Below are 22,767 nucleotides of genomic sequence, written 5' to 3'. Positions count from 1 at the left end.
TTATTTTGGAGCAAATTGATTTATATTTTCTGAAGTTATTGGATTATTGCCTAATATCATAAGTCTTTCTATAACATTTCTCAGCTCCCTAATGTTTCCAGACCATGGATAATTTTTTAATAATTCAACAGCATTTGAATCAAATCTTTTAATTTCAAGACCTTGATCTTTTGAAAGAGTATTAACAAAATGCTCAACCAATAAGCCTATATCATCTTTACGACTCTTTAGAGTTGGAACCTCGATTAATATAACAGCTAATCTATGAAAGAGATCTTCTCTGAAATTACCATTTTTAATTTCTAAATTTAAGTCTTTATTGGTTGCTGCAATAACTCTAACATTAACAGAAATATCTTTATTTCCTCCAACTCTTTGAACTTTATTTTCTTCGAGTGCCCTTAAAACTTTTGCCTGTGCGGCAAGACTCATATCGGCAATTTCATCCAAAAATAAAGTTCCATTATTAGCGGATTCAAACTTACCTGACCTGTCTTTAATAGCAGATGTAAAAGCTCCCTTAATATGACCGAAAAGCTCACTCTCAATAAGTTCTGATGGGATTGCAGCACAATTGACTTCGACAAAGGGAGATTTTGATCTTTGACTTTTTTGATGCAAGTTATGAGCAACCAATTCTTTTCCAGTCCCATTTTCTCCAGTAATGAGAACTCTAGCTTCTGTTGGTGCAACTTTGTCTATTAGGTCATGAATAGCTTTAATTGCTTTGGACTCACCAATAATATGATATTTTCTAGCAACCTGCTTTTTTAAAATAATATTTTCACTTACCAAGTTTTTATTCTCCAGAGCATGTCTCACAGAATTCAATAATCTATTTAAATCTGGTGGTTTAGAAATAAAATCATAAGCGCCAAGCTTCATGGCTTCAACAGCAGTTGAAACATTACCGTGGCCAGTTAACATAATAAATGGCAAAGTTTTATTTGAAACTTTGATGCTTTCAAGAACTTCAATACCATCCATTCCAGGCATCTTTATGTCACACAAAATAAGGTCATAATTGTTATTGTTAATTTTTTTAAGACCGTCTTTACCATCGAAAGCCTCATGAACTTCATATGAAGAATCTTCTTCCGTAAGAATACGAAGCAACACCCTTCTAATAGGCTCTTCATCTTCAATAATTAAAATTTTTATCATGATTATTTTTCAATTGGATTTATAAAACTAATTGTACGTTGAGGATAAGGAATTTCAACACCTTTCTCTTTAAATAGTTTATTCATTGAAAAGCGCAAATCACTTTTTACTTTATACAAGTTAAAACTATTCGACATAGAGAAAACTATAGTGAATTTTAATGCATTATCTCCAAAGTCTTCGAATAAAACAATCGGCTTATTTTCTTTATGTATTAATGGGTGGTTTAAAGCTAATTCAATAAGGTGTTTTTGTAAAAGTTCAGTATCAGTATCATATGCAACTCCAACAGAAACAGATTCCCTAATTAATGCACCATTTTCTGTCCAATTGTATAATATTTTAGTTAAAAATATATGATTAGGAATTATTAAAACTTTATTATCTCTTGTAACTGCTCTAGTTGTTCTTAATGTAATATTTTCAACTTTACCTATTTGTCCATCTATTTGAATTATATCTCCAACATGAACTGCCTGATCTGCAATTATAAAAACACCAGAAATAATATCTTGAATAAATGTTTGAAGGGCCAATCCAAATCCAACTAGCAAAGCAGCTGATGCAGCAAAAAAACCAGTTAAATCGATACCTAAGGTATCAATCGTAACTAGAGAAACAATAGTATATATGAAATAGTTAAAAAAAGAAAAAATACTTTTAAACTTTATTTTGGCTTCATTAGATAATGCTCTATGAATAATTTTTTTAAAGGTTTTAAGAACTAGCCAAGTAATAAAAAAGGCAAATAAAATAATCAATATTGATCTTGGAGTAATCACTATAGTACTACCTAAAGGGATCTCTAAATTTAAGAATTTTATAAACGGGTTTTGCGTTAAATTCATCTTCTAATATACTACAAAAATTAAAACATTATTTTTAATTTAAAAGAAAGAAGTTAGACATGAAAAGGCTAAAAACAAAAGCATTGTAAAACTAAGCAAACATGTCTTTAACCTTTTCGAAAAATGATTTATCAGATTTATCTGGTCTTGGTTCAAAGTTGTCATCATCAATCATGCTCTGAAAAAATTTCTTTTGATCCCTGTTTAATACTTTTGGTGTCCATACATTTATATGAACTAACAAGTCTCCACTTGAATATCCATTAATATCAGAAAGCCCCTTACTTCTTAATCTTAAAGTTTTTCCAGACTGAATTCCTGGATCAAGTTTTATTCTTACTTTTCCATTCAAAAGCTGAATGTCTTTTGATACGCCTAAAACTGCTTCTGAAATACTTATGTAGACATCTAAATGAAGGTTTTGACCTTCTCTTATGAATAACTCATGAGGTTTTTCCTCAATTAGAACTAGTAGGTCTCCGGATACGCCATTTGATAATGCAGCGTTACCTTTTCCAGAAACTTTCAACTGCATTCCCTCTTCCACCCCTGGCGGTATTTTTATAGATACTGTTTCTTCCTCATTAATCATACCTTGAGAATCAGAACCTGGAGGACGATTTTCAATTGATTGCCCTGCCCCACCGCATGAACTACAAGGAGCAGATGTTTGCATTCTGCCCAAAATTGTATTTGTAATCTTATTTACTTGGCCAGAGCCGTTACAATTATTACATCTTGTATATGAAAGTCCTGGTGATTGAACTTTCCTTATAACTTTAACTTTTTTCTCAACACCTAAAAGTATTTCTTCAAGAGATAATGAAACTTTTATCCTAAGATTACTCCCTCTTCTCTGGGTTGATCCTTGTTGACCAAAGCCTCCTCCGAAACCCCCAAAAGCACTGCCAAACACATCTCCAAATTGACTAAAGATATCATCCATATTCATTCCGCCACCACCTCCGAAACCTCCATTTTCAAATGCTGCATGTCCATATTGATCATACTTAGCCTTTTTGTTTTGATCTCCAAGAACTTCATAGGCTTGAGCTGCCTTTTTAAAGTTAGCTTCAGCTCTATCATCTCCTGGATTTTTATCAGGATGAAATTCAATTGCTTTTTTCCTGTAAGCTTTCTTTATTTCTCCAGCAGAAGCCCCCTTTGAAACTCCTAAAATATTGTAATAATCTTCTTTCATAAAATATATTTATTTACCAACTACAACTTTAGGAAATCTAATTATTTTTTCTCCTAATTGATATCCTTTTTCAAGAACATCCATAACCTTTCCTTTTTGAGACTCGTCTTGGGCTGGAATTTGAGTTATTGCCTCATGAATTTCAGAATCAAAAATATCACCAACTGAAATTTCTACTTCATTTAAACCATTAATTTTTAGAGTTTCATTCATTTTATTAAAAATTAATAAAAGACCTTTTATTTCATCAGTAGAATTTTCATTATTAATTTGAGATTTTGCTCTGTCATAATCATCCATTATTGGAATTAAAGCTGACATTACTTCTTTATTTGCAGTTTTAAATAATTCGATACGTTCTCTAGATGTTCTTTTCTTGAAATTTTCAAATTCAGCAAAAAGGCGTAAATACTTTTCTTTTTCATTTTGCAAGTCTTCCTTAAGAATAGCTGTAGGACTACTTTTCTTTGAATTAGTCTTTTTCTTTTTAACCTCAGCAAGTTTAGATTTAAATTCATCTTTATCAATTTTTATCTTAGCCTTAGTCATAATTTTATTTTTTTATTAAATGAATGCAAAGGTATTGCCATTTTATAATAAATGTCAAAATGTCATCTAATTAAGTTTTAAATTTATAATTGCTTGATCAAATTTTTCATAAATAAAACTAAATCTAGATTTTAAAACTTTATCAGCACTTACTCTATGACTATCAAGAACCAATTGACTTCTATCCCCTAAAATAATCTTAACCATTTCTTTTGGAATGTTAGGAATAAAAACGGGCCTATTAAGTCTTTTTCCTAAACTTTTTATTAGTTCATTTTGAGTTATTGAATTTGGAGCAACAGCATTATAAACTCCATTAAAACTATTTTCAATACTATATATAATTAAATTAGAAAGATCGTCGATATGAATCCAAGATTGCCATTGGTTTCCAGACCCAAAAGAGGAGCCTAGACCAAGTTTAATTAGAATTAAAAGTTTTGATAAAAAACCTCCTTTATCAGACAAAACAAGACCAATTCTCAGTTTTGTAATATTTTTGGAATGTATTTCTAATTCATCATTAGAATTTTCCCATTTTTTCACGACTTCTTGAAGAAAATTTTCTGAATTAAATTTATCAGATTCTTGATGTAATCTATCTAATGAACTTGGGTAACATCCTATTGCTGATGCTGAAACAACACCCTCAAGTTTGTAATTAAGGTCAACTAAGGAATTATATAATATCTGAGATGAAAGAACTCTACTTTCAATAATTTTAGCCTTATAATTCTTAGTCCAGGGCTTTGAAATAGATGCACCTGCAAGATTAATTAAGTATGAAATATTTTCAAAAGCATTCAAATCTATCTCACCCTTGTAAGGGTTCCAATAAAAACCTTTACACTTATCTATTGAATCAATTTTATCTCTTTGAGTTGTAAGAAAATTGACGGAATAGCCTTTACCAAGTGCTTTGTTAATCAAATTCCTACCAACTAACCCAGTAGCTCCAGTAATAAGTATTTTCATCTTTAGGTTAAAAATAATAGATTAGTTTTTTATAGCACGTAACATTTCTCTTTTTCCTGGTGGGCCAGAAATTCTTTCAACACAAAGACCGAGTCTTTCTAAAATTCTTCTAACCTCACCTTTAGCACAATAACTAACCCAAACCCCATTTTTTTTTAAAAGATTTGTTGATATTTTTAATGCCTTTTCACTCCACATATATGGCTGGGCATGGTAAGCAAAAGGATCATAAAAAATCACATCATAAAAATCTTTATTTATAATATTAAAAAAATCATCATGTATTTTATGTATTTTAAAAAATGGAGATATTTCATGTATTTCATTCCATAAGGAATTTAATATTTTGTTTTCATTTGGAGAAAGATCTTTAAGACTGACTGTTTTTATTTGATCGAAACTCAAAGGGAATTTTTCAATACTAGAATAGCTTATTGTTTTTTTGTTTACTTCTGAAAATCTTTTTGTCAATACTGCGTTAAGACCGGTTCCAAAACCCATTTCAAAAACTTTACATAATTCTAATTTCTGGTTTAGATTGATCCAATAATCAAGACCTTTAGATATATATACATGCAATGACTCGGTTAATGCCCCATTTTTTGAATGGTATGTCTCTTTTATAACAGAATCGTAAAAGGAACAACTTCCATCTTGAGTAGTTATTTTTTTTAACATTATCTAAAGGAAGTCTTTTTTTATTATTTTATCATTTATAAGTAAAATTTTTGCGAAAAAATGTAAACATTATTTATAAATTAATTTAATTTTAATTGTTATTATTACAATAAATTAATAGTTGTGAAAATTGAAATAAATAAAAAAACTAAAATTGATCGAATTGACTTCAATAATTTAGATTTTGGAGAAACCTTTACTGACCACATGTTTGTTTGTGACTATTCAAATGGTAAATGGAACACTCCTGAAATTATTCCTTATCAATCTATTTCTTTAGACCCCTCCGCGAGTGCTCTTCATTATGGACAAGCCGTTTTTGAAGGAATGAAAGCATATAAAGATGTTAATGGAAAAGTATGGATGTTTAGACCAAAGGAAAATTGGTTGAGGTTAAATAAATCCTGTGAACGCATGATGATTCCTGGTTTTCCTGAAGATTACTTTATGAAAGGGTTGAAAAAATTAATTTCTATAGATTCTGAATGGGTAAAACCAGGAGACGGAAATTCACTTTATTTAAGACCATTTATTTTTGCAAGTCAACCTTCTGTTCAGGCATCTCCATCAAAAGAGTATAAATTTATGATTATTTGTTCACCAGCAAAATCTTATTATAGTAACTCTGTATTTAATGTTTTAATAGCAGAAAAATACAGTAGAGCAGCTGATGGGGGTGTTGGATACGCAAAAGCAGCAGGAAATTATGGAGCACAATTTTATCCTACTTCTCTTGCACAAGAGCAAGGATATCAACAGGTGGTTTGGACTGATGCTAATGAGCATAAATTCATTGAAGAGGCTGGAACAATGAATATTTTTGTCAGAATTGGTGATACACTTGTAACAGCTCCAACAAATAACAGAATACTTGATGGTATAACTCGAAAAAGTGCTATTCAGATAGCAAAAGATATGGGGATAAATGTTGAGATTCGATCAATAACCATTGATGAAATTATTGAAGCACTAAAAAATAGGATGTTAAAAGAAATTTTTGGAGCAGGTACTGCGGTTGTAATAATTCCAATTACTGGCTTTGGATATCAAAATACAGATTATAAACTTCAATCTATCAAAGATTCGTATGCAATAAGATTAAAAAAAGCAATTACAGAAATTCAATATAATATTTCAGAAGACCCATACAACTGGAGAATTGAAGTATGAACATTAATCATTTAAAAAACTTTTTAATATCAGGTTTAAAATAATTTGGGCCCTTTAAAACCTTCCCGTCTTCTCTATAAATAGGTTTTCCATTTACATCTAGCTTACTCATATTACTTTGTTGAATTGCATCAAAGACCTCCTCAATTTTGTATTGCATACCATGAGTTAAAATTGTTCCACATAATATATATAACATATCACCCAATGCATCGGCTACTTCTACTATATCGTTGTCTTTAGCTGCAATAAGATACTCTTGGTTTTCTTCCTGCATAAGTTTAAATCTTAATTGTATTTTTTCTAATGATAAATTAACTGTAGGAGAATTAGCAACTTCTATATTAAAAGCATCATGAAATTGTTTAACAGAATCAATAGGTTTTTGTATCATAATATTTTTATTACAAAATAACACAAAACATTAAAATTTATTATCATTTGTTCGGCTTTCATTACTTTAGTAAAAAATAATTTATGTTTAGTACAGGACAATTGATTTTTGCTGCTTGCTTTGTTGTTGTATTTACTTTTATAATTATCTATTCATACAGAAAAGATCGAAAAGATCAAAAAGAATATTTTAAAGGAAGCTTTAAAATAATTTTATTTATGATTGGATTGATTTTTTCACTTTTTTTAATTAAAGTTTATACTCAAAAGTGATTAAGAAATTAATTAAAAATTTAAATTATAGTTTTCAAGAACTTATTATAACATCTCTAATTATTCTAACTATTATTTTAATTGCATTTAATCAATCAAAATTTAAGAGTACAAATGAGTACAAAGGAATGCAGCTCCATCAAGGAGGTTTTTATATTGGAAAGATTTTATCAACTCCAACTCTAGTTTTTGATAAAACACAAAAGCTAGAGTTTAAAAAACTTAACAAGTATATAATAAGTAAAAAATTATCTAAGAATGGTTTTCCCTTTATAATTTATACATCTAAAAATGAAGAATCAACACAATATATAATTGCTATTCCTATAGAGAATTGTAACGAAATAGATTTGCCACTAAAATTTGTTTGTAATTATTTTCCTAAACAAGACGTTTTGACAGTTGTCCATGAAGGATACCTTAATGATAGAAATGAAGCTTGGGAAATATTAGACAAAGAGATAACTAAACAAAATAAAAAAATATTTAATGCACCTTTTGAAGTTTTTTGGAAGGGACTTGAGCAGAGCAGAGACTCAACAGCCTGGATTACTGGGTTATATTATCCAATAAAATGAATTTGATCAAAGAGATAGTTTTAGTTTTTATAGGTGGCGGAATTGGATGCAGTATACGATTCATAATTAGTAAAATAAATCCTGTTAATTCAAATGACTTTCCCTGGGGAACATTTTTAGCAAATTTATTAGGTTGTTTTCTTCTTGGAATATTCATGAGCTGGGCTATTAAAAATTTTAGATCAGACTGGGTAATATTTTTAACAGTCGGCATTTGTGGGGGTCTCACAACTTTTTCTACATTTAGTCATGAATCATTTTTCATGCTAAAAAATGAAAATTGGATAATGTTCTTTACTTATGCAATATCTAGTTTTGTTATTGGATTACTAATGATTCGGTTAGGTTATGGCCTACTGAATCAATTTAATTAAACACACCCCCTCCTTTTTTTACATATATATCAAAAATTAATGCATTTATTTTAATTATACCCTAAAAAAAATAGGGTATAATTAAAATATTAATAATTATTTACATCTATACCCCTTTTTTATGGGGGGTGTTGTAAATAATATAATACTTTTGAAGAATTAAAAAAATCATATAACTATGAAAAAAATTGAAGCAATAATTAGAAAATCAAAATTCCACGATGTTAAAAAAGCTCTACATAATGTAGAGGTAAACTTTTTTAGCTATTGGGATGTTACTGGTGTAGGTAACGAAAAACAAGGACATGTTTATCGTGGTATTTCATATAGTACTGCAGAGATTCAAAGAAGATTCTTATCGATTGTAGTAAATGATGATTTTGTCCAACCCACTATTGAAGCAATTATAGAATCTGGAGCAACTGATAAAGTTGGAGACGGAAAGATATTTATTCTGCCTGTTGAAGAAGCTTACAGAATTAGAACTGGGGAAAAAGGTGGAAACTCACTAAACTAAAAAAAATATATATTAAAATTATTAATCAATGGAAATAACAATTTTAACTGTAAATAACGTATGGATGATGGTCTGTACCGCCTTAGTCTTTTTTATGCACTTAGGCTTTTCTTTTCTTGAAATAGGTCTGACTCAAAAAAAAAATACAGTAAACATACTATTTAAAAACTTTTTTGTTATCACAGCAGGCCTCCTAATGTACGCATTAGGCGGTTTCAACTTAATGTATCCAGGATTTGAAGAAGGATCCGCTGGAATTTTAAAATTTGCTGGATTTGGAATTACAGCTCCTGAAGGAGGAATGGGTTTTGGATATGCTGATGGTGGATACACATGGTGGACAGATTTCCTTTTTCAAGGAATGTTTGCTGCAACTGCTGCCACAATTGTGTCGGGTGCAGTAGCTGGTAGAATCAAATTAACATCGTTTATGCTTTTCACTATACTCTATGTGGGCTTAGCCTATCCAATTGTAGGATCATGGAAATGGGGAGGTGGATTCCTAGATACTATGGGTTTTTATGATTTTGCCGGATCAACATTAGTTCATTCTGTTGGCGGATGGGGAGCATTAGTAGGTATTTATCTACTTGGCGCCCGAATAGGGAAATTTGATGAAAACGGAAAACCAAGAGTTCTACCTGCTTCCAATATTCCACTTGCAGCATCAGGAGTATTAATACTTTGGTTAGGTTGGTTTGGATTCAATGGTGGATCTGTTTTATCAGCCGACCCGACTCTAACATCCCTTACACTTGTAACCACATGTATAGCTGCTGCTGCAGGAGGAATTTCATCTGCAATATTTGCTAACATTTTATATAAAAAATACGACCTAACCATGTACATGAATGGAATATTAGGAGGTTTAGTAGGAATTACTGCTGGTGCTGACCAAATGAGCCCAACAGATGCTGTATGGATTGGATTAATTGCAGGAATAATCATTGTACTTAGTGTAGCTTTTATTGATAAATTAAAACTAGATGACCCCGTTGGAGCTGTTTCTGTTCACTTGATTTGCGGAATCTGGGGAACACTTGCAGTTGGAATATTTGGTGAAATAGCAGGATTAGGGCAGTTTATGATTCAATTAAAATCTATATTAATTGTAGCTGTATTCTGTATAATATCTGCTTTCATAATCTTTTTTACAATTAAATCAACTATCGGCTTAAGGGTTGAAAAAGAAGAAGAAGCAAAAGGCCTAGATCTTTCAGAACACGGAATGCAAGCCTACGAATAATTAAAAAATCAAAATATAAATTACAATTATGAAAAATCTTAAAAAAATAATTCAAATTTTATTAATATTAGCTATGTTTAACTATAGCTATGCTCAAGAGATCGAGGAAGAAGAAACTCCTACATTTAGTGTTTCAGGTTCAGTTGACACATACATGCGTCACAATTTCTCAAATAATTTTGATGCAGCTCCAGGAACATCTTTTGCTAACCTCCCTGGATTTTCCCTAGGTATGGCAAATATTATTCTTGCATATGAAGGAGAAAAGTCTGGTTTTGTTGCAGATCTAGTATATGGTCCTAGAGGAACAGATGCTGTTTTTGGGTCTGTCGAAAATTCAAGCAGTATAATCAATCAAATGTATGCTTATTTAAATGTTGGTGAAAAAACAACAATTACTATGGGTAATTTTAATACTTTTTTAGGGTATGAAGTAATCTCTCCTGTTTATAATTTTAATTATTCTACTTCATATATGTTCTCTTATGGGCCATTTTCTCACACAGGTATTAAAGCAGATTTTACTCTATCAGAAAACAGCTCTTTAATGATAGGTGTTTTAAATCCTACAGATGCTACTGAAAGTAATCCAGATGACACATACATGCTAGGAGTTCAATTTAGTTTTAGTGGCCAATATATCAACTATCTAGGCGGTAAAGGATATAGCCAAATTGATTATACAGGTGGATTTAAATTATCTGAATCTTTCTTTTTTGGAATCAATGCTACTTCAGCATCCAATGACACTCCGGATGGAGGTTTTTCAGGAATAGCGCTATACCCTCAATTAATATTATCTGACTCATTCAGTCTTGGATTAAGAGGTGAAATATTCTCTGACAAAAAAGATTTTACAGGGGTTTTTGGAAATGCTTCAGGAGATGCTGATAACACTTCAATAACTCTAACCGGAAGTTATACATCTGGCAATATGATACTCAAGCCAGAAATAAGAATTGATAGTGCCTCTGAAAAAATATTCGCAGACACCTCAGGTGCATCTGATAATTTAGCCTCATTTATTATTGCAGCAATTTATTCTTTCTAAGCTGCTATAGAAGTATAAGGTTATTTGTTTGGTTTTTGACCCTCAGTTTGGTATCTGAGGGTTTTTTCTATCTTTAAAAGAAAAAACTAAATGAAAAAGCTCCTATTTCTTTTTTTATTAATATTTAGCTCAACCTATCTATCATCTCAAGAATTGTCCGAAGGACCATTCTCACAACTAATAATTAGAGGAGTAACTCTTATAAATGGAAATGGGGCTCCTCCAATTGGCCCTGTAGATATTGTTGTTGAAAAAGATATAATTGTTCAAATAAAAACGGTAGGTTATCCTGGAATTGATATAAAAACCAGCAGACGTCCAAAGTTAAAAAAAGGAGGTAAAGAAATTGACGCATCAGGAATGTATTTAATGCCAGGATTCATCGATATGCATGGACATATTGGAGGAACTTCACAAGGAACTGATTGGGATTATGTTTTCAAACTCTGGCTAGCTCATGGAGTAACTACCGTAAGAGAGCCTAGCGGAAGAGGGCTTGATTACACCTTAAATTTGAAGAGAAAAGCAGAAAAAAATGAAATAATAGCCCCTAGAATAATAGCCTACACGTCTTTTGGACAAGGGAGTGAAAAAGGGATTAATTCGTCACAAGAAGCCATAGATTGGGTTCAACAAAATAAAAAAAATGGTGCTGATGGAATCAAATTTTTTGGAGCAGATCCAAAAATAATGAAAGCAGCTTTAGCTGAAAACAAAAAACTTGGCCTTGGTTCTGCATGTCATCACACTCAGATGAGTGTTGCAAGATGGAATGTACTACATTCGGCAAGAGCTGGTTTAACTTCAATGGAGCATTGGTATGGACTTCCAGAAGCGTTATTTGAAGACAGAACAGTTCAAAACTATCCTTTAGATTATAATTACCAAAATGAACAACATAGATTTGAAGAAGCAGGAAAACTTTGGGAACAAGCTGCTGCACCCTACTCAGATCACTGGAATAATGTAATGAATGAATTAATAGATTTAGATTTTACTCTAGACCCTACATTTAATATATATGAAGCTAGCAGGGATTTACATCGAGCAAGAAGAGCAGAATGGCATGAAAAATATACTCTTCCTTCATTATGGAAATTTTATGAGCCAAGTAAAATTTCACACGGATCATATTGGCATTTCTGGGGGACTGAACAAGAAGTTGCTTGGAAAAATAATTTCCGATTGTGGATGACCTTTATTAATGAATATAAAAATCGAGGTGGAAGAGTAACTACAGGGTCAGATTCGGGGTTTATCTATCAACTTTACGGCTTCGCATATATCAGGGAGCTTGAGCTGCTTCGCGAAGCAGGGTTTCATCCTCTTGAAGTAATTAGATCAGCAACACTTAATGGAGCTGAAGCTCTAGGAATGGATCAAAAAATTGGATCTATTGAAATTGGAAAACAAGCAGACATGATTCTTGTGGAAGAAAATCCATTAAAAAACCTTAAGGTTTTATATGGCACAGGGGCTATAAAAATTAATGAAGAGAATAAAATAGTAAGAGTTGGAGGTGTGAAATATACAATTAGCAATGGTGTGGTTTACAATTCTAAACTTCTATTAAAGGAGGTTAAAAACATGGTTGATGCAGCCAAAGAAAAAAGTTTATTTACAATCAAACAACCAGGAAACTAGATTTACTTAAATCCCATCATCAATAAATGACAACATGCCTTTATTAAATAATTCTGGTCTTTCAATATTTACTACATGACCACACTCAGGCAAAACAATAAGTTTTGAATAGCTATGCTGAGAAACAAGTTTTCTAACTGGTGTTAGAAATAAATAATCTTGGGCACCCATTATATATAAAGTAGGTATTTTAACTTCAATTTTTCTAAATATTTTAAGTAAAGGGATAATTTCAGTTGTTAACTTATACCATCTTAGAAATTCTTTTCTGTAAAGCTTCCTCGCTTCTCTAACAAATAATAAACGTGACTCTTTATGGTTTGAATTTGGCATTACAATCCAAGCAAACATCTTGTAAATCAACATATATGGTAAAAAAGATTTTGTTAAGTTTCCAAAATACATCATTAATCTGGATCGAAAATTTAATTTTATAATTGCTCCCGCCATTATCATCGAAACAACTCTTTCAGGTGAAGTTTCAGCTATTTTTCTTATTAAAATTGTTCCTAATGAAATTCCAACAAAATGAGATTTTATTATTTTTTCATTATCTAAAACTCCTATTATGTCCTCTGTAACAACTTTGAAAGTATATTTCGGCTGAAAAGGGTTAACCATTAAACTCTTAGAATTACCGTGACCTCTTAAGTCAATTAACAATAAATTAAAATATTTTGAAAAATATCTTATTTGTTTAAACCAAATTGATGAACTACCTCCAGCTCCATGAATAAAAGTTATCCATGATGATTTTTTTTTATTATTTCTATAAACAGTGTAATGAAGCATTTATATAATTCCCTTTTTTATCAATTCTTGTTCCATAATTTTTTGAAGTTTTCTAGCCTCTTCTCTCGCAGAAACATCAAAACTCAATCCTCCGTTAGCGTATAAAATTTGTCGAGATGAATTAACGATTAAGCCACACTGTTCATTCATTCCAGTTGAGGCAACATCTCTTAAACTTCCACCTTGTACTCCTACCCCTGGAATCAAAAGAAATGAATCAGGAACAATCTTTCTAATCTTTTTTAAATAATCTGCTTTTGTGGCTCCAACTACATACATGATTCTTTCAGAATTCTTCCATTTTTTAGAAACCTGAATTACTCTTTCATATAAGGCTGTTTTATCACTAGTGAAAAACTGAAAATCATCAGCACCATCGTTAGATGTTAAGGCTAAAATAATAGCATATTTATTCTTAAAATTAAGAAATGGCTCTACAGAGTCTTTACCCATATAAGGAGAAACTGTTATTGAATCAAATGAAAGATTTTTAAAAAAAGCTTCGGCATATCGAGATGCAGTGTTACCTATATCAGCTCTTTTTGCATCTGCAATTGTAAAAACATTTGGATAATTAGTGGAAAGATAATTACTTACTTTTTCTAAAGACTCCCACCCTTTTGATCCGTAAGATTCAAAAAATGCAATGTTAGGTTTATAGGCTATTGCATATTTGGAAGTAGAATCAATAATCGCCTTACAAAAAGAAAAAATAGGGTCTGCTTCTGACAAAAGATGCTTGGGTATCTTTTTTAAATCAACATCTAGGCCAACGCACAAAAAGGAGCGTTTTTCTTTAATTTGATCAAAAATGATTTTTTGGTTCATATAAGTTCTGCCGATGATTTTAATTTTTCAGTTTTTTGATGAAGCTGAAGTTCATTAATAAGTTTTGAAACATCTCCATTAATTATATTTTGAAGATCATATAATGTTAGACCTATTCTATGGTCAGTTACTCTTCCTTGAGGATAGTTATAAGTTCTGATCTTAGCTGATCTATCTCCAGAAGAAACTAAACTATTTCTTTTTTCGGAATCTGCCTCTAATTTTTTACTTAACTCCATTTCATAAAGCCTTGATCTTAAAACTTTTAAAGCCTTATCTTTATTTTTATGTTGAGACTTTTGATCTTGACATTGAGCTACTATACCAGTTGGCTCATGAGTTAATCTTACTGCAGAATATGTAGTATTAACTGACTGACCTCCCGGACCTGATGAACAGAAATAATCAACTCTTACTTCATTCATATCAACTTGGACATCAAATTCTTCAGCCTCAGGTAAAACCATAACTGTAGAAGCAGACGTATGAACTCTTCCTTGGGTTTCAGTTTGAGGCACTCTTTGAACCCTATGAACTCCTGATTCATATTTCAAAGTACCATAAACTTCTTGTCCTGACACTTCAAAAATGATCTCTTTAAAACCACCTGCAGTCCCCTCACTTGAGTCAACCAGACTAGTCTTCCAACCTTTATCCTGACAGTATTTTAAATACATACGGTATAAATCTCCAGCAAAAATACTAGCTTCATCTCCTCCAGTCCCAGCTCGAATCTCAATTACAACGTTTTTAGAATCTTCGGGGTCTTTAGGTATCAATAAAACCTTAATTTTTTCTTCTAGTTCTGGAATTTGAATTTTAGCTTCTTCAATTTGAGTTTTAGCCATTTCTATCATTTCAGAATCAGTCTCTTCTTTTAATATTATTTCAGCCTCATCTATATTAGCAAATAAAGACAAGTATATTTCACTTTGATCCATAATTGCCTTAAGGTCTTTATATTCCTTATTTATTTGAATATATTTTTTTTGATCAGATATAACATCTGGTTGGATTATTAGATCTGAAACCTCATCAAACCTTTGCTTAATAATATTTAACTTGTCTATCATTTTAGAAACTATTAATATAAAATTACGATATAATTAATATATAAAAACACCTTGTGATGTTTTAAGAGTAAGTTTTTTAGCATTTGCAGACTCTACTCTACCTATAATCTGAGCTTTAACATTGAAGTTTTTTGATACTGATATAATATCATCTGCAATAGAATGATCTACATAAAACTCTAGCCTATGACCCATATTAAAAACCTGATACATTTCTTTACCGGAAGTTCCTGATTCATTTTGAATTATTTTAAATAGAGGTGGAACAGGAAGAAAATTATCTTTTATAACATGAAGTTTATCAATAAAATGAAGAATTTTAGTTTGAGCTCCTCCACTGCAATGAATCATACCATGAATATTATTTCTACCAATTTCTTCAAAAACCTGCTGAACAATTGGAGCATATGTTCTAGTAGGAGACAAAACTAATTTTCCAACATCTAAATCAAGTCCTTCAACAGGGTCAGTTAATTTTTTTTTACCAGAATACACCAAGGAAGAAGGTAAGTTAATATCATAAGTTTCAGGATATTTATCAGCTAAATATTTTGCAAAAACATCGTGTCTGGCAGATGTTAAACCATTACTACCCATACCTCCATTATAACTGTTTTCATATGTAGCTTTACCGTATGATTCTAAGCCTACTATTACATCGCCAGATCGAATATTAGAATTATCAATAACATCTTCTTTTTTCATTCGAGCAGTTATTGTTGAATCTACTATTATGGTTTTAACTAAATCCCCAACATCAGCTGTCTCTCCCCCAGTTGAAAAAATATTAATATTATATTTTCTAAGATCTTCTATTAGCTCCTGAGTTCCATTAATGATTGCTGAAATGACCTCGCTAGGAATTAAATTTTTATTTCTTCCAATGGTTGATGAAAGTAAAATATTGTCGGTTGCACCAACACATATTAAGTCATCAATATTCATTATTAGAGAGTCTTGAGCTATACCCTTCCAAACTGACAAATCACCAGTTTCTTTCCAATATAAATAAGCTAATGATGATTTTGTTCCGGCTCCATCTGCATGCATAACAATGCAATGGTCTTTACTGTTTGTTAAATAATCAGGTATAATCTTGCAAAAGGCATTTGGAAACAAACCTTTATCTATATTTTTAATAGCGTTATGCACATCCTCTTTTTGAGCTGAAACACCACGAAGACTATATCTGTTAATTGACATAAAACCTAAAATTATAACAAAAATACTTTAAGTATTCAAAATCACCCCATATTATGGAGTCTATTTTTGACTTCAAAGAATTTGTTAAATTAATTAACAACTAAACAACAACTCCCTGTACTTTGCAAGTGGCCAAAGGGTATTATCTACTAATAGTTCAAGTTTATCACAATGATATCTTATGGGGTCCATTTTCGTAAGAACTTGCTTTGAGTACTCCATAGCTTTATTTTGATGATCACTGATTTCATTTGCTTTTTTTCTAGAATCAATCATAGAATTTACTCCAGAATTAATAGCGGAAACATGTCCAGATATTCTTTCAATTATTAACATTTGCTCTTTTGCGTATTTTTTAAAATCATTTCCATAGATCTCCTTAAGACCTCTAACATTTTCAATTAAAGTATTTTGATAATTTATTGCAGTAGGAATAATATGATTACGAGATATATCTCCTAAAGTCCTGGCTTCAATCTGAATCCTCATAGTATACTCTTCAAGGTCTACTATATACCTCGCTTCAATCTCCCTTTGGGATAAAATATTTAAAGATGAAAAAAGGCTGACACTCTTTTCAAATAAATATGCAGACAAAGCCTCTGGAGTGGATTTGTTATGACTCAAGTTTCTCTTTTTTGCTTCTTTAACCCAAATATCAGAATAACCATCTCCCTCGAATAAAATTGGTTTTATTTCTTTGATTTGATCTCTTAAAATATTAAATATAGCATCATCTTTTTTCATGTTTTTTCCATCTACAAGACTATCAACTTTTATCTTAAAAGATATTAGTTTTTCTGCAACCATAGCATTTAAAAATGTCATAGGCTTGGCACAGTTTGCTTTGGAGCCTACGGCTCTAAATTCAAATTTATTTCCAGTAAAAGCAAATGGTGAGGTTCTATTTCTATCTGTGTTATCCAGTAAAATCTCAGGAATTTTTCCAATCACATTTAATTTAAGGTCTGTTTTTTCTTCTGGAGAGAGTTTTCCTTTTGAAACATTTTCTAAATCTTCTATTACTTTAGTTAATTGCTCACCTATAAAAACAGATAAAATGGCAGGAGGAGCTTCATTTGCACCCAACCTTAGATCATTACTTGCGCTAGAAGTTGCCGCTATCAATAGCTCTTCATGGTCTAATACTGCAGAAACAGTGTTTATGAAAAATGTTAAAAACTGTAAATTACTCATAGGAGTTTTGCCAGGACTAAGAAGATTAACACCTGTATTTGTTGCTAAAGACCAATTATTATGTTTTCCTGATCCATTAATTCCATTAAATGGTTTTTCATGGAACAGAACTTCTAAATCATGTTTATATGCAACCTTATGCATAATATCCATCAACAAAGAATTATGATCAACTGACAAGTTAACTTCTTCAAAAATTGGAGCTAATTCAAACTGACTTGGTGCCACCTCATTATGTCTTGTTTTAACTGGAATTCCAAGTCTTAAACATTCAAATTCAAGTTCTTTCATGAACTCTAAAACACGATTTGGGATTGACCCAAAATAATGATCACTCAATTGTTGCCCCTTAGAAGATCCATGACCTAAAAGAGTTCTTCCAGTCATTTTTAAGTCAGGCCTAGAGTCTATTAATGATTTGTCAATTAAAAAGTATTCCTGTTCCCAACCTAAAGTTGGATATACTTTGGATACATTTTTATCAAAATATTTACATACTGATGTTGCGGCTTGGTCAAGAGATGCAATTGATTTCAGTAAAGGAGTTTTATAGTCCAAAGCCTCCCCTGTATAAGAAACGAAAATTGTTGGTATGCACAATGTGGTGTCAAAAATAAATGCAGGAGAAGTAGGGTCCCACGCAGTATAACCCCTAGCTTCAAAAGTATTTCTAATTCCACCACTTGGAAAACTTGAAGCATCTGGCTCTTGTTGGACTAACTCTGCGCCATCAAATTTTTCAAGAGGGAAACCATCAACAGTAATATCAAAAAATGCATCATGTTTTTCAGCAGTAGCTCCTGTTAGAGGCTGAAACCAATGTGAATAATGAGTAGCTCCTTTTGAAAGAGCCCAAGATTTCATGGCTGCTGCTATTTGGTCTGCTAATGCTCGAGACATCTTATTTCCTTTATCTATTACCTCAATTAAACTATTGAAGGATTCCTTATTCAAGTATTGCTTAAAATTATTTTCATTAAAAACGCTAGCGCCGAAAATCTCAGAGTGTTTCAAAGTGTTTAAATTTAATTAATATAAAAATCAAATATAAAGTTTTTTTAAAATCAAGAGAGCAAAACACCTTAGCTATTAACAAATTGACATTTTAACCCCATAAAAACATGGGTATTCACAAAAATTTATTCACATATAACAATTTACCCCCTTATAAAAGGGGTGTAACTTTAATAAATTATTAATTTTAATTTTTTAATATAAATTTATAAAATGAGCAAATCAAAACTTGAATATATATGGCTTGATGGTTATTTACCAACAGCTAATCTAAGAAGTAAAACCAAAGTGATAGAAAATTTTAATGGTAAATTATCAGACTGTCCTATGTGGTCTTTTGACGGATCCTCAACCCTTCAAGCAGAAGGAGGTTCTTCAGATCGCTTATTAAAACCTGTCGCAATCTACCCTGACCCAATGAGAGTAAATGGATTTTTAGTAATGACTGAAGTTTTAAATGCAGACGGATCAGCTCATGAATCTAATGCAAGAGCAACAATTGATGATGATGATAATGATTTTTGGTTTGGTTTTGAGCAAGAATATTTTATAATGGACACTGACACACAACTTCCTTTAGGTTTTCCCGTAGGAGGCTATCCTGGACCTCAGGGTTTATATTACTGTTCAGTTGGAGGGAGAAACACACACGGAAGAGATTTTGTTGAAGAGCATGCTGATCTTTGTATCGATGCAGGATTAAATTTTGAAGGAATAAATCAAGAAGTTGCTAGTGGTCAATGGGAGTTTCAATTATTTGCTAAAGGAGCCAAAAAAGCTGGAGATGAAATATGGATAGCTAGATACATTCTAGATCGACTTACAGAACAATATGGATATTACATAGAGTACCACCCTAAACCAGTCAAGGGGGATTGGAATGGATCTGGAATGCATGCGAACTTTTCAAATGAGATTCTTAGAACATGTGGAAATCAAGCAACCTATGAAAAAATATGTGAAGCATTTAGACCTCTCACAAAAGAACACATTGCAGTATATGGTCAAGACAATGACCAAAGACTAACTGGTCTTCATGAAACAGCTTCTATAAATGACTTCAGTTATGGAGTTTCTGACAGAGGCGCATCTATTCGCATCCCAATTGCAACTGTCGAGAATGGATGGAAGGGCTGGCTAGAGGATAGACGCCCAGCATCAAACGGAGATCCATACAAAATTGCTTCAAGAATTATTAAAACTGTTAAATCAGCAAAAATATAATTTAATTTGTGTTTTTAATTTACACCCTAAATTTTATTGTTTAGGGTGTTTTTTTATTTAGAGATTAAAGGATATATGAAGGATATGTAAACAGATAATAATATTACTCCTTCAATTTTACTTAATTGATTCCTTTTAAAAAAGAACACCAGAGGTAAAATCAAAAAAGAAATTCCTATCATCCACCATAAATCATTATCTAGAAGTCCCATATCAACAACACTAACTGGAGCAATAATTGATGTAATCCCAAGAACAGCTAATAAATTAAATATGTTCGACCCTATTAAGTTCCCAATTGAAATCGCTTTTTCTTTATTAATTACTGCTATAATTGAAGCTGAAAGTTCAGGAATACTGGTGCCTATAGAGATTATACTTACACTAATTATTCTTTCTGAAACTCCATTATCCAAGGCTAATGCAACAGCACCTTTGATCAGTGTTTCCGAACCCAACCATAGACTGAATCCCCCTGCAAGTAAATAATAAGAGATCTGGGTTATACTTAAAACATCTTTGTTTTCAGAAATTTCATCAACCGTTTCTTTTTGAAAAAAAATTAAATAAAAAAGAAAAGAGATTAATAAAACAAACATTATAAGTCCTTCAATTGAAGTCAATTTATGATCAAAAAAAATAAATAGAAAAAACAATATAGTAGCTGAAATCATCATTGGCCAATCAGTCTTGTAAAAATTAGAATTTACATTTATTGGAGATATAATTATTGTTATTGCCAAAACAAGACCAAGGTTAGCAATATTGGAACCAATAACATTGCCAAGAGCTAGGTCTGGGTGCCCTAATAAAGCTGACCTAATACTTACAATCAACTCAGGTGCAGAAGTTGCAAAGGAAACAACCGTCATTCCAATAACTATTTTAGGAATGTTAAGCTTTAAAGACATAGAAACAGCAGAACGCATTAACCAATCACCACCCTTTATAAGTAATACAATCCCTACTATAATTGCAATAAACGCCATTAGATAATTTTTGTCAAATATATGATTTTAAGGTCTTGATAAAAACTTTAATTATATTTTCAATTTCATCTCTAATAAATTAGGCTCAAAACCATAATTAAGATATGCGGATTTTGCATTTATATTTTTATCATAAACACTTAGCCTAACCTCTGAAAGGCCTCTGTTTTTTGACCATTTAATTAATCCATTTAAGATTAGTTTATTTACACCTTTAGACCTATAGTTTTCTTTAACATAAAAAAAACCAAGACTAATGAAATAGTCATGTTTTAAAAACGGTTTTGATTTAACTATATCAGCAAATCCAGAACCCACTATCTCATTATCACTTTCTACTAATAAAACATAAGAGTTTTCATCTTCAATTCTTTTTGAAATATCATAATAACTAATTACACCTTTTTTTAATGTTGGATCAAAAGGTCTCTCAAACTTGATCAATTCTTGCTCAAATTTTAATAATACATTAATGTCCTCTTGTTTTGCAGGCCTAATTTTCATTTTTAACTTCTTATCCATTTCATGTATATCTGCTCAAACATACGAATTTGATTTCATAATAGTCTTTGAATCTATTGTGACCGGAGGAATCGAAAGATTTAGAATTATTGCAATTACTGAAAATATAGAATGTGTTGCTGGATCAACAATAAGAAAAAAATGGTGAAAAAATTAAAAAGTAATTCAAAAATAAATGATATTGTAGCCTATATATTTAAGGAAACAAAACTATTAAATCTTTATAAGGTTGCAGAAATAAGATTTAATAATATTTCAACAAATGATACTATAGTTAAATCTAAATTAAATAAAATGTATGAATTAGGATGGACTTTATTTGCTATTTCCTCTGCAGTAGGATCATCAGGACATAAAGACCCTAATAGAGTTTTTTTTAACTAGACACCTTTTTAGAAGATTAAAAAAATAATTTAGCAATGATCAATCAACATAAAGAATTAATTAAATGGTTTCAAAAAGAATTTGGGGTTTCAGATTATGGACTACTTTGGGTTTGTTTTATGGAGGGGTTTATTTTCGGTGGGTTAATAATTTATTTTATTCTATGAAAAAAAGCACTCCTTTATTCAATTATTTATAAGCACTCTCAAGTCCAAAATGATAAATGCATTTAAAATACTTTATTTGATTCTGCTTGTTTTTTAATCCCTTTAATCGCTTTTCGCATCATACCTTTTAGTTGAATCTTCACAAATAGCCAATTTATAGGATGACACAAAATATTTTTTGAATAATAGGAATACTTATAAACTACGGAAATTTTATCTGAAAGTATTTCATTCACTTCCCATTCTCCAACTGCTTTATATGCAAAAAATAAATAAATTGAAGTGAAGTTACTTAATTCCCACTTCCAATTTTTGTTTTCATTCCTTTCTATTATTTTATCTGTAAAAATTCTGTGCGACTTAACTATACTATTTCCTTTAATAACAGGGACTCTTTTACCATTTATGTTACCCCAATTTTCAACATCATCAAATCCAATGATTGGTGGTTGAAATAGGTAACCGTTTAAAAACTTAGTAGCGTCTCCCAATATAGGTGCCTTAAATGCTCTTTCTATATTACAATTGAATATAGATTTTAATTTTATAGATACTTTCAAGTATTTCTTTTTTATACAATATAATAAATGTAGATCACAGGAACAATCTCTTGAGTTTAAGTCCGAGCAATTCTTGTGATATTAGTCACGCAGCAAACGGGCAAGGCTTGATTAAATGAACCGATCAGTTGACATGAAATATTTAACCGCCAT

At 31.1% G+C, this 22,767-nt stretch carries 25 protein-coding genes; 10 read left to right on the top strand and 15 right to left on the bottom strand.

Annotated features, from left to right (window positions below; all coding sequences use genetic code 11):
• From AC34EU_RS06405 to mnmC2, 6 genes are all read right to left on the bottom strand, one after another.
• Nucleotides 1-1,164: a sigma-54-dependent transcriptional regulator gene (locus AC34EU_RS06405; RefSeq protein ID WP_487534263.1), complete on the bottom strand. Its 1,164-nt coding sequence runs from the start codon at nucleotides 1,162-1,164 to the stop codon at nucleotides 1-3.
• 2 nt (nucleotides 1,165-1,166) lie between these two features.
• Nucleotides 1,167-2,012 carry a mechanosensitive ion channel family protein gene (locus tag AC34EU_RS06400; RefSeq protein ID WP_487534262.1) on the bottom strand — a complete coding sequence of 282 codons (846 nt, stop codon included), beginning with the start codon at nucleotides 2,010-2,012 and terminating at the stop codon, nucleotides 1,167-1,169.
• A 91-nt stretch (nucleotides 2,013-2,103) separates the two neighbouring features.
• On the bottom strand, nucleotides 2,104-3,213 hold the full coding sequence (gene dnaJ / locus AC34EU_RS06395; protein ID WP_487534261.1) for a molecular chaperone DnaJ: 1,110 nt from the start codon (nucleotides 3,211-3,213) through the stop codon (nucleotides 2,104-2,106).
• 9 nt (nucleotides 3,214-3,222) lie between these two features.
• Entirely contained in the window at nucleotides 3,223-3,762 is a 540-nt protein-coding gene (locus AC34EU_RS06390) for a nucleotide exchange factor GrpE (RefSeq protein ID WP_487534260.1), read from the bottom strand.
• A 66-nt stretch (nucleotides 3,763-3,828) separates the two neighbouring features.
• Complete coding sequence (locus AC34EU_RS06385; RefSeq protein ID WP_487534259.1) at nucleotides 3,829-4,737, bottom strand: TIGR01777 family oxidoreductase; 909 nt, start codon at nucleotides 4,735-4,737, stop codon at nucleotides 3,829-3,831.
• Between the two features lie 21 nt (nucleotides 4,738-4,758).
• Nucleotides 4,759-5,415, bottom strand: a complete 657-nt coding sequence (gene mnmC2, locus AC34EU_RS06380) for a tRNA (5-methylaminomethyl-2-thiouridine)(34)-methyltransferase MnmC2 (protein WP_487534258.1) — start codon at nucleotides 5,413-5,415, stop codon at nucleotides 4,759-4,761.
• A 123-nt stretch (nucleotides 5,416-5,538) separates the two neighbouring features.
• Here mnmC2 and AC34EU_RS06375 point away from each other — a divergent pair, with 123 nt between their 5' ends.
• A complete protein-coding gene (locus AC34EU_RS06375) occupies nucleotides 5,539-6,585 on the top strand; it encodes a branched-chain amino acid aminotransferase (protein ID WP_487534257.1) in 1,047 nt (348 codons plus the stop codon).
• A gap of 7 nt (nucleotides 6,586-6,592) precedes the next feature.
• Here AC34EU_RS06375 and AC34EU_RS06370 read toward each other — a convergent pair whose 3' ends face one another.
• Nucleotides 6,593-6,976 (bottom strand): pyrophosphohydrolase domain-containing protein, encoded by a 384-nt coding sequence (locus tag AC34EU_RS06370; protein ID WP_487534283.1) that lies wholly within the window; start codon nucleotides 6,974-6,976, stop codon nucleotides 6,593-6,595.
• A gap of 86 nt (nucleotides 6,977-7,062) precedes the next feature.
• Between AC34EU_RS06370 and AC34EU_RS06365 the strand changes: the two genes are divergently transcribed.
• The 7 genes from AC34EU_RS06365 (at nucleotide 7,063) to AC34EU_RS06335 (ending at nucleotide 12,661) form a co-directional block, all read left to right on the top strand.
• Entirely contained in the window at nucleotides 7,063-7,251 is a 189-nt protein-coding gene (locus AC34EU_RS06365) for a hypothetical protein (protein ID WP_487534256.1), read from the top strand.
• Nucleotides 7,248-7,829: a GyrI-like domain-containing protein gene (locus tag AC34EU_RS06360; protein WP_487534255.1), complete on the top strand. Its 582-nt coding sequence runs from the start codon at nucleotides 7,248-7,250 to the stop codon at nucleotides 7,827-7,829. The genes AC34EU_RS06365 and AC34EU_RS06360 overlap by 4 nt, the downstream gene beginning before the upstream one ends.
• On the top strand, nucleotides 7,826-8,203 hold the full coding sequence (crcB, locus tag AC34EU_RS06355; protein WP_487534254.1) for a fluoride efflux transporter CrcB: 378 nt from the start codon (nucleotides 7,826-7,828) through the stop codon (nucleotides 8,201-8,203). Before AC34EU_RS06360 ends, crcB begins: the two co-directional genes overlap by 4 nt.
• 178 nt (nucleotides 8,204-8,381) lie before the next feature.
• Complete coding sequence (locus tag AC34EU_RS06350; protein ID WP_487534253.1) at nucleotides 8,382-8,720, top strand: P-II family nitrogen regulator; 339 nt, start codon at nucleotides 8,382-8,384, stop codon at nucleotides 8,718-8,720.
• Between the two features lie 28 nt (nucleotides 8,721-8,748).
• Nucleotides 8,749-9,966: an ammonium transporter gene (locus tag AC34EU_RS06345; protein ID WP_487534252.1), complete on the top strand. Its 1,218-nt coding sequence runs from the start codon at nucleotides 8,749-8,751 to the stop codon at nucleotides 9,964-9,966.
• A 28-nt stretch (nucleotides 9,967-9,994) separates the two neighbouring features.
• Nucleotides 9,995-11,017 carry an outer membrane beta-barrel protein gene (locus tag AC34EU_RS06340; protein ID WP_487534251.1) on the top strand — a complete coding sequence of 341 codons (1,023 nt, stop codon included), beginning with the start codon at nucleotides 9,995-9,997 and terminating at the stop codon, nucleotides 11,015-11,017.
• Nucleotides 11,018-11,107: 90 nt separating this feature from the next.
• Complete coding sequence (locus AC34EU_RS06335) at nucleotides 11,108-12,661, top strand: amidohydrolase family protein (protein WP_487534250.1); 1,554 nt, start codon at nucleotides 11,108-11,110, stop codon at nucleotides 12,659-12,661.
• A gap of 6 nt (nucleotides 12,662-12,667) precedes the next feature.
• On the opposite strand, the gene AC34EU_RS06330 is transcribed toward AC34EU_RS06335, so the two are convergent.
• The 5 genes from AC34EU_RS06330 to AC34EU_RS06310 all read right to left on the bottom strand — a co-directional run bounded on the left by AC34EU_RS06330 (nucleotide 12,668) and on the right by AC34EU_RS06310 (nucleotide 18,768).
• Nucleotides 12,668-13,453, bottom strand: coding sequence for an alpha/beta fold hydrolase (locus AC34EU_RS06330; protein WP_487534249.1), 786 nt, complete (start codon nucleotides 13,451-13,453; stop codon nucleotides 12,668-12,670).
• On the bottom strand, nucleotides 13,454-14,281 hold the full coding sequence (pyrF, locus tag AC34EU_RS06325) for an orotidine-5'-phosphate decarboxylase (RefSeq protein WP_487534248.1): 828 nt from the start codon (nucleotides 14,279-14,281) through the stop codon (nucleotides 13,454-13,456). It lies immediately after the preceding gene.
• A complete protein-coding gene (prfA, locus tag AC34EU_RS06320) occupies nucleotides 14,278-15,354 on the bottom strand; it encodes a peptide chain release factor 1 (RefSeq protein WP_489666803.1) in 1,077 nt (358 codons plus the stop codon). Before prfA ends, pyrF begins: the two co-directional genes overlap by 4 nt.
• 33 nt (nucleotides 15,355-15,387) lie before the next feature.
• Complete coding sequence (locus AC34EU_RS06315; protein ID WP_487534660.1) at nucleotides 15,388-16,557, bottom strand: AIR synthase related protein; 1,170 nt, start codon at nucleotides 16,555-16,557, stop codon at nucleotides 15,388-15,390.
• Between the two features lie 93 nt (nucleotides 16,558-16,650).
• Nucleotides 16,651-18,768: a glutamine synthetase III family protein gene (locus AC34EU_RS06310; protein WP_487534658.1), complete on the bottom strand. Its 2,118-nt coding sequence runs from the start codon at nucleotides 18,766-18,768 to the stop codon at nucleotides 16,651-16,653.
• Nucleotides 18,769-18,981: 213 nt separating this feature from the next.
• On the opposite strand from AC34EU_RS06310, the gene AC34EU_RS06305 reads away from it, so the two are divergent.
• Complete coding sequence (locus AC34EU_RS06305) at nucleotides 18,982-19,992, top strand: glutamine synthetase beta-grasp domain-containing protein (RefSeq protein ID WP_489666805.1); 1,011 nt, start codon at nucleotides 18,982-18,984, stop codon at nucleotides 19,990-19,992.
• Between the two features lie 53 nt (nucleotides 19,993-20,045).
• Here the strand turns inward: AC34EU_RS06305 and AC34EU_RS06300 are convergent, their stop codons facing one another.
• The gene (locus tag AC34EU_RS06300) at nucleotides 20,046-20,981 is read right to left on the bottom strand and encodes a calcium/sodium antiporter (protein WP_487534676.1); all 936 of its coding nucleotides are present in this window, start codon (nucleotides 20,979-20,981) and stop codon (nucleotides 20,046-20,048) included.
• A gap of 51 nt (nucleotides 20,982-21,032) precedes the next feature.
• Entirely contained in the window at nucleotides 21,033-21,485 is a 453-nt protein-coding gene (locus tag AC34EU_RS06295) for an N-acetyltransferase family protein (protein ID WP_487534675.1), read from the bottom strand.
• A gap of 159 nt (nucleotides 21,486-21,644) precedes the next feature.
• Between AC34EU_RS06295 and AC34EU_RS06290 the strand changes: the two genes are divergently transcribed.
• The gene (locus AC34EU_RS06290) at nucleotides 21,645-21,887 is read left to right on the top strand and encodes a hypothetical protein (RefSeq protein ID WP_487534674.1); all 243 of its coding nucleotides are present in this window, start codon (nucleotides 21,645-21,647) and stop codon (nucleotides 21,885-21,887) included.
• Nucleotides 21,888-22,116: 229 nt separating this feature from the next.
• Here the strand turns inward: AC34EU_RS06290 and AC34EU_RS06285 are convergent, their stop codons facing one another.
• A complete protein-coding gene (locus AC34EU_RS06285; protein ID WP_489666807.1) occupies nucleotides 22,117-22,614 on the bottom strand; it encodes a hypothetical protein in 498 nt (165 codons plus the stop codon).
• Nucleotides 22,615-22,767 lie beyond the last annotated feature (153 nt).

The sequence above is a fragment of the Candidatus Marivariicella framensis genome (genome assembly GCF_982709265.1).
The sequence above is the reverse complement of the archived record's forward strand: the minus strand, read 5'-3'. Positions and strand labels throughout refer to the sequence as shown.

Bases quoted from the DNA above. Each gene is read 5' to 3' on its own strand.
- prfA (WP_489666803.1), bottom strand. From the start codon at position 15,354: ATGATAGACAAGTTAAATATTATTAAGCAAAGGTTTGATGAGGTTTCA.
- AC34EU_RS06295 (WP_487534675.1), bottom strand. From the start codon at position 21,485: ATGAAAATTAGGCCTGCAAAACAAGAGGACATTAATGTATTATTAAAA.
- AC34EU_RS06335 (WP_487534250.1), top strand. From the start codon at position 11,108: ATGAAAAAGCTCCTATTTCTTTTTTTATTAATATTTAGCTCAACCTAT.
- crcB (WP_487534254.1), top strand. From the start codon at position 7,826: ATGAATTTGATCAAAGAGATAGTTTTAGTTTTTATAGGTGGCGGAATT.
- AC34EU_RS06345 (WP_487534252.1), top strand. From the start codon at position 8,749: ATGGAAATAACAATTTTAACTGTAAATAACGTATGGATGATGGTCTGT.
- AC34EU_RS06400 (WP_487534262.1), bottom strand. From the start codon at position 2,012: ATGAATTTAACGCAAAACCCGTTTATAAAATTCTTAAATTTAGAGATC.
- AC34EU_RS06340 (WP_487534251.1), top strand. From the start codon at position 9,995: ATGAAAAATCTTAAAAAAATAATTCAAATTTTATTAATATTAGCTATG.
- AC34EU_RS06350 (WP_487534253.1), top strand. From the start codon at position 8,382: ATGAAAAAAATTGAAGCAATAATTAGAAAATCAAAATTCCACGATGTT.
- AC34EU_RS06315 (WP_487534660.1), bottom strand. From the start codon at position 16,557: ATGTCAATTAACAGATATAGTCTTCGTGGTGTTTCAGCTCAAAAAGAG.
- dnaJ (WP_487534261.1), bottom strand. From the start codon at position 3,213: ATGAAAGAAGATTATTACAATATTTTAGGAGTTTCAAAGGGGGCTTCT.
- AC34EU_RS06290 (WP_487534674.1), top strand. From the start codon at position 21,645: ATGGTGAAAAAATTAAAAAGTAATTCAAAAATAAATGATATTGTAGCC.
- AC34EU_RS06405 (WP_487534263.1), bottom strand. From the start codon at position 1,164: ATGATAAAAATTTTAATTATTGAAGATGAAGAGCCTATTAGAAGGGTG.
- AC34EU_RS06390 (WP_487534260.1), bottom strand. From the start codon at position 3,762: ATGACTAAGGCTAAGATAAAAATTGATAAAGATGAATTTAAATCTAAA.
- mnmC2 (WP_487534258.1), bottom strand. From the start codon at position 5,415: ATGTTAAAAAAAATAACTACTCAAGATGGAAGTTGTTCCTTTTACGAT.
- AC34EU_RS06385 (WP_487534259.1), bottom strand. From the start codon at position 4,737: ATGAAAATACTTATTACTGGAGCTACTGGGTTAGTTGGTAGGAATTTG.
- AC34EU_RS06365 (WP_487534256.1), top strand. From the start codon at position 7,063: ATGTTTAGTACAGGACAATTGATTTTTGCTGCTTGCTTTGTTGTTGTA.
- AC34EU_RS06300 (WP_487534676.1), bottom strand. From the start codon at position 20,981: ATGGCGTTTATTGCAATTATAGTAGGGATTGTATTACTTATAAAGGGT.
- AC34EU_RS06330 (WP_487534249.1), bottom strand. From the start codon at position 13,453: ATGCTTCATTACACTGTTTATAGAAATAATAAAAAAAAATCATCATGG.
- pyrF (WP_487534248.1), bottom strand. From the start codon at position 14,281: ATGAACCAAAAAATCATTTTTGATCAAATTAAAGAAAAACGCTCCTTT.
- AC34EU_RS06305 (WP_489666805.1), top strand. From the start codon at position 18,982: ATGAGCAAATCAAAACTTGAATATATATGGCTTGATGGTTATTTACCA.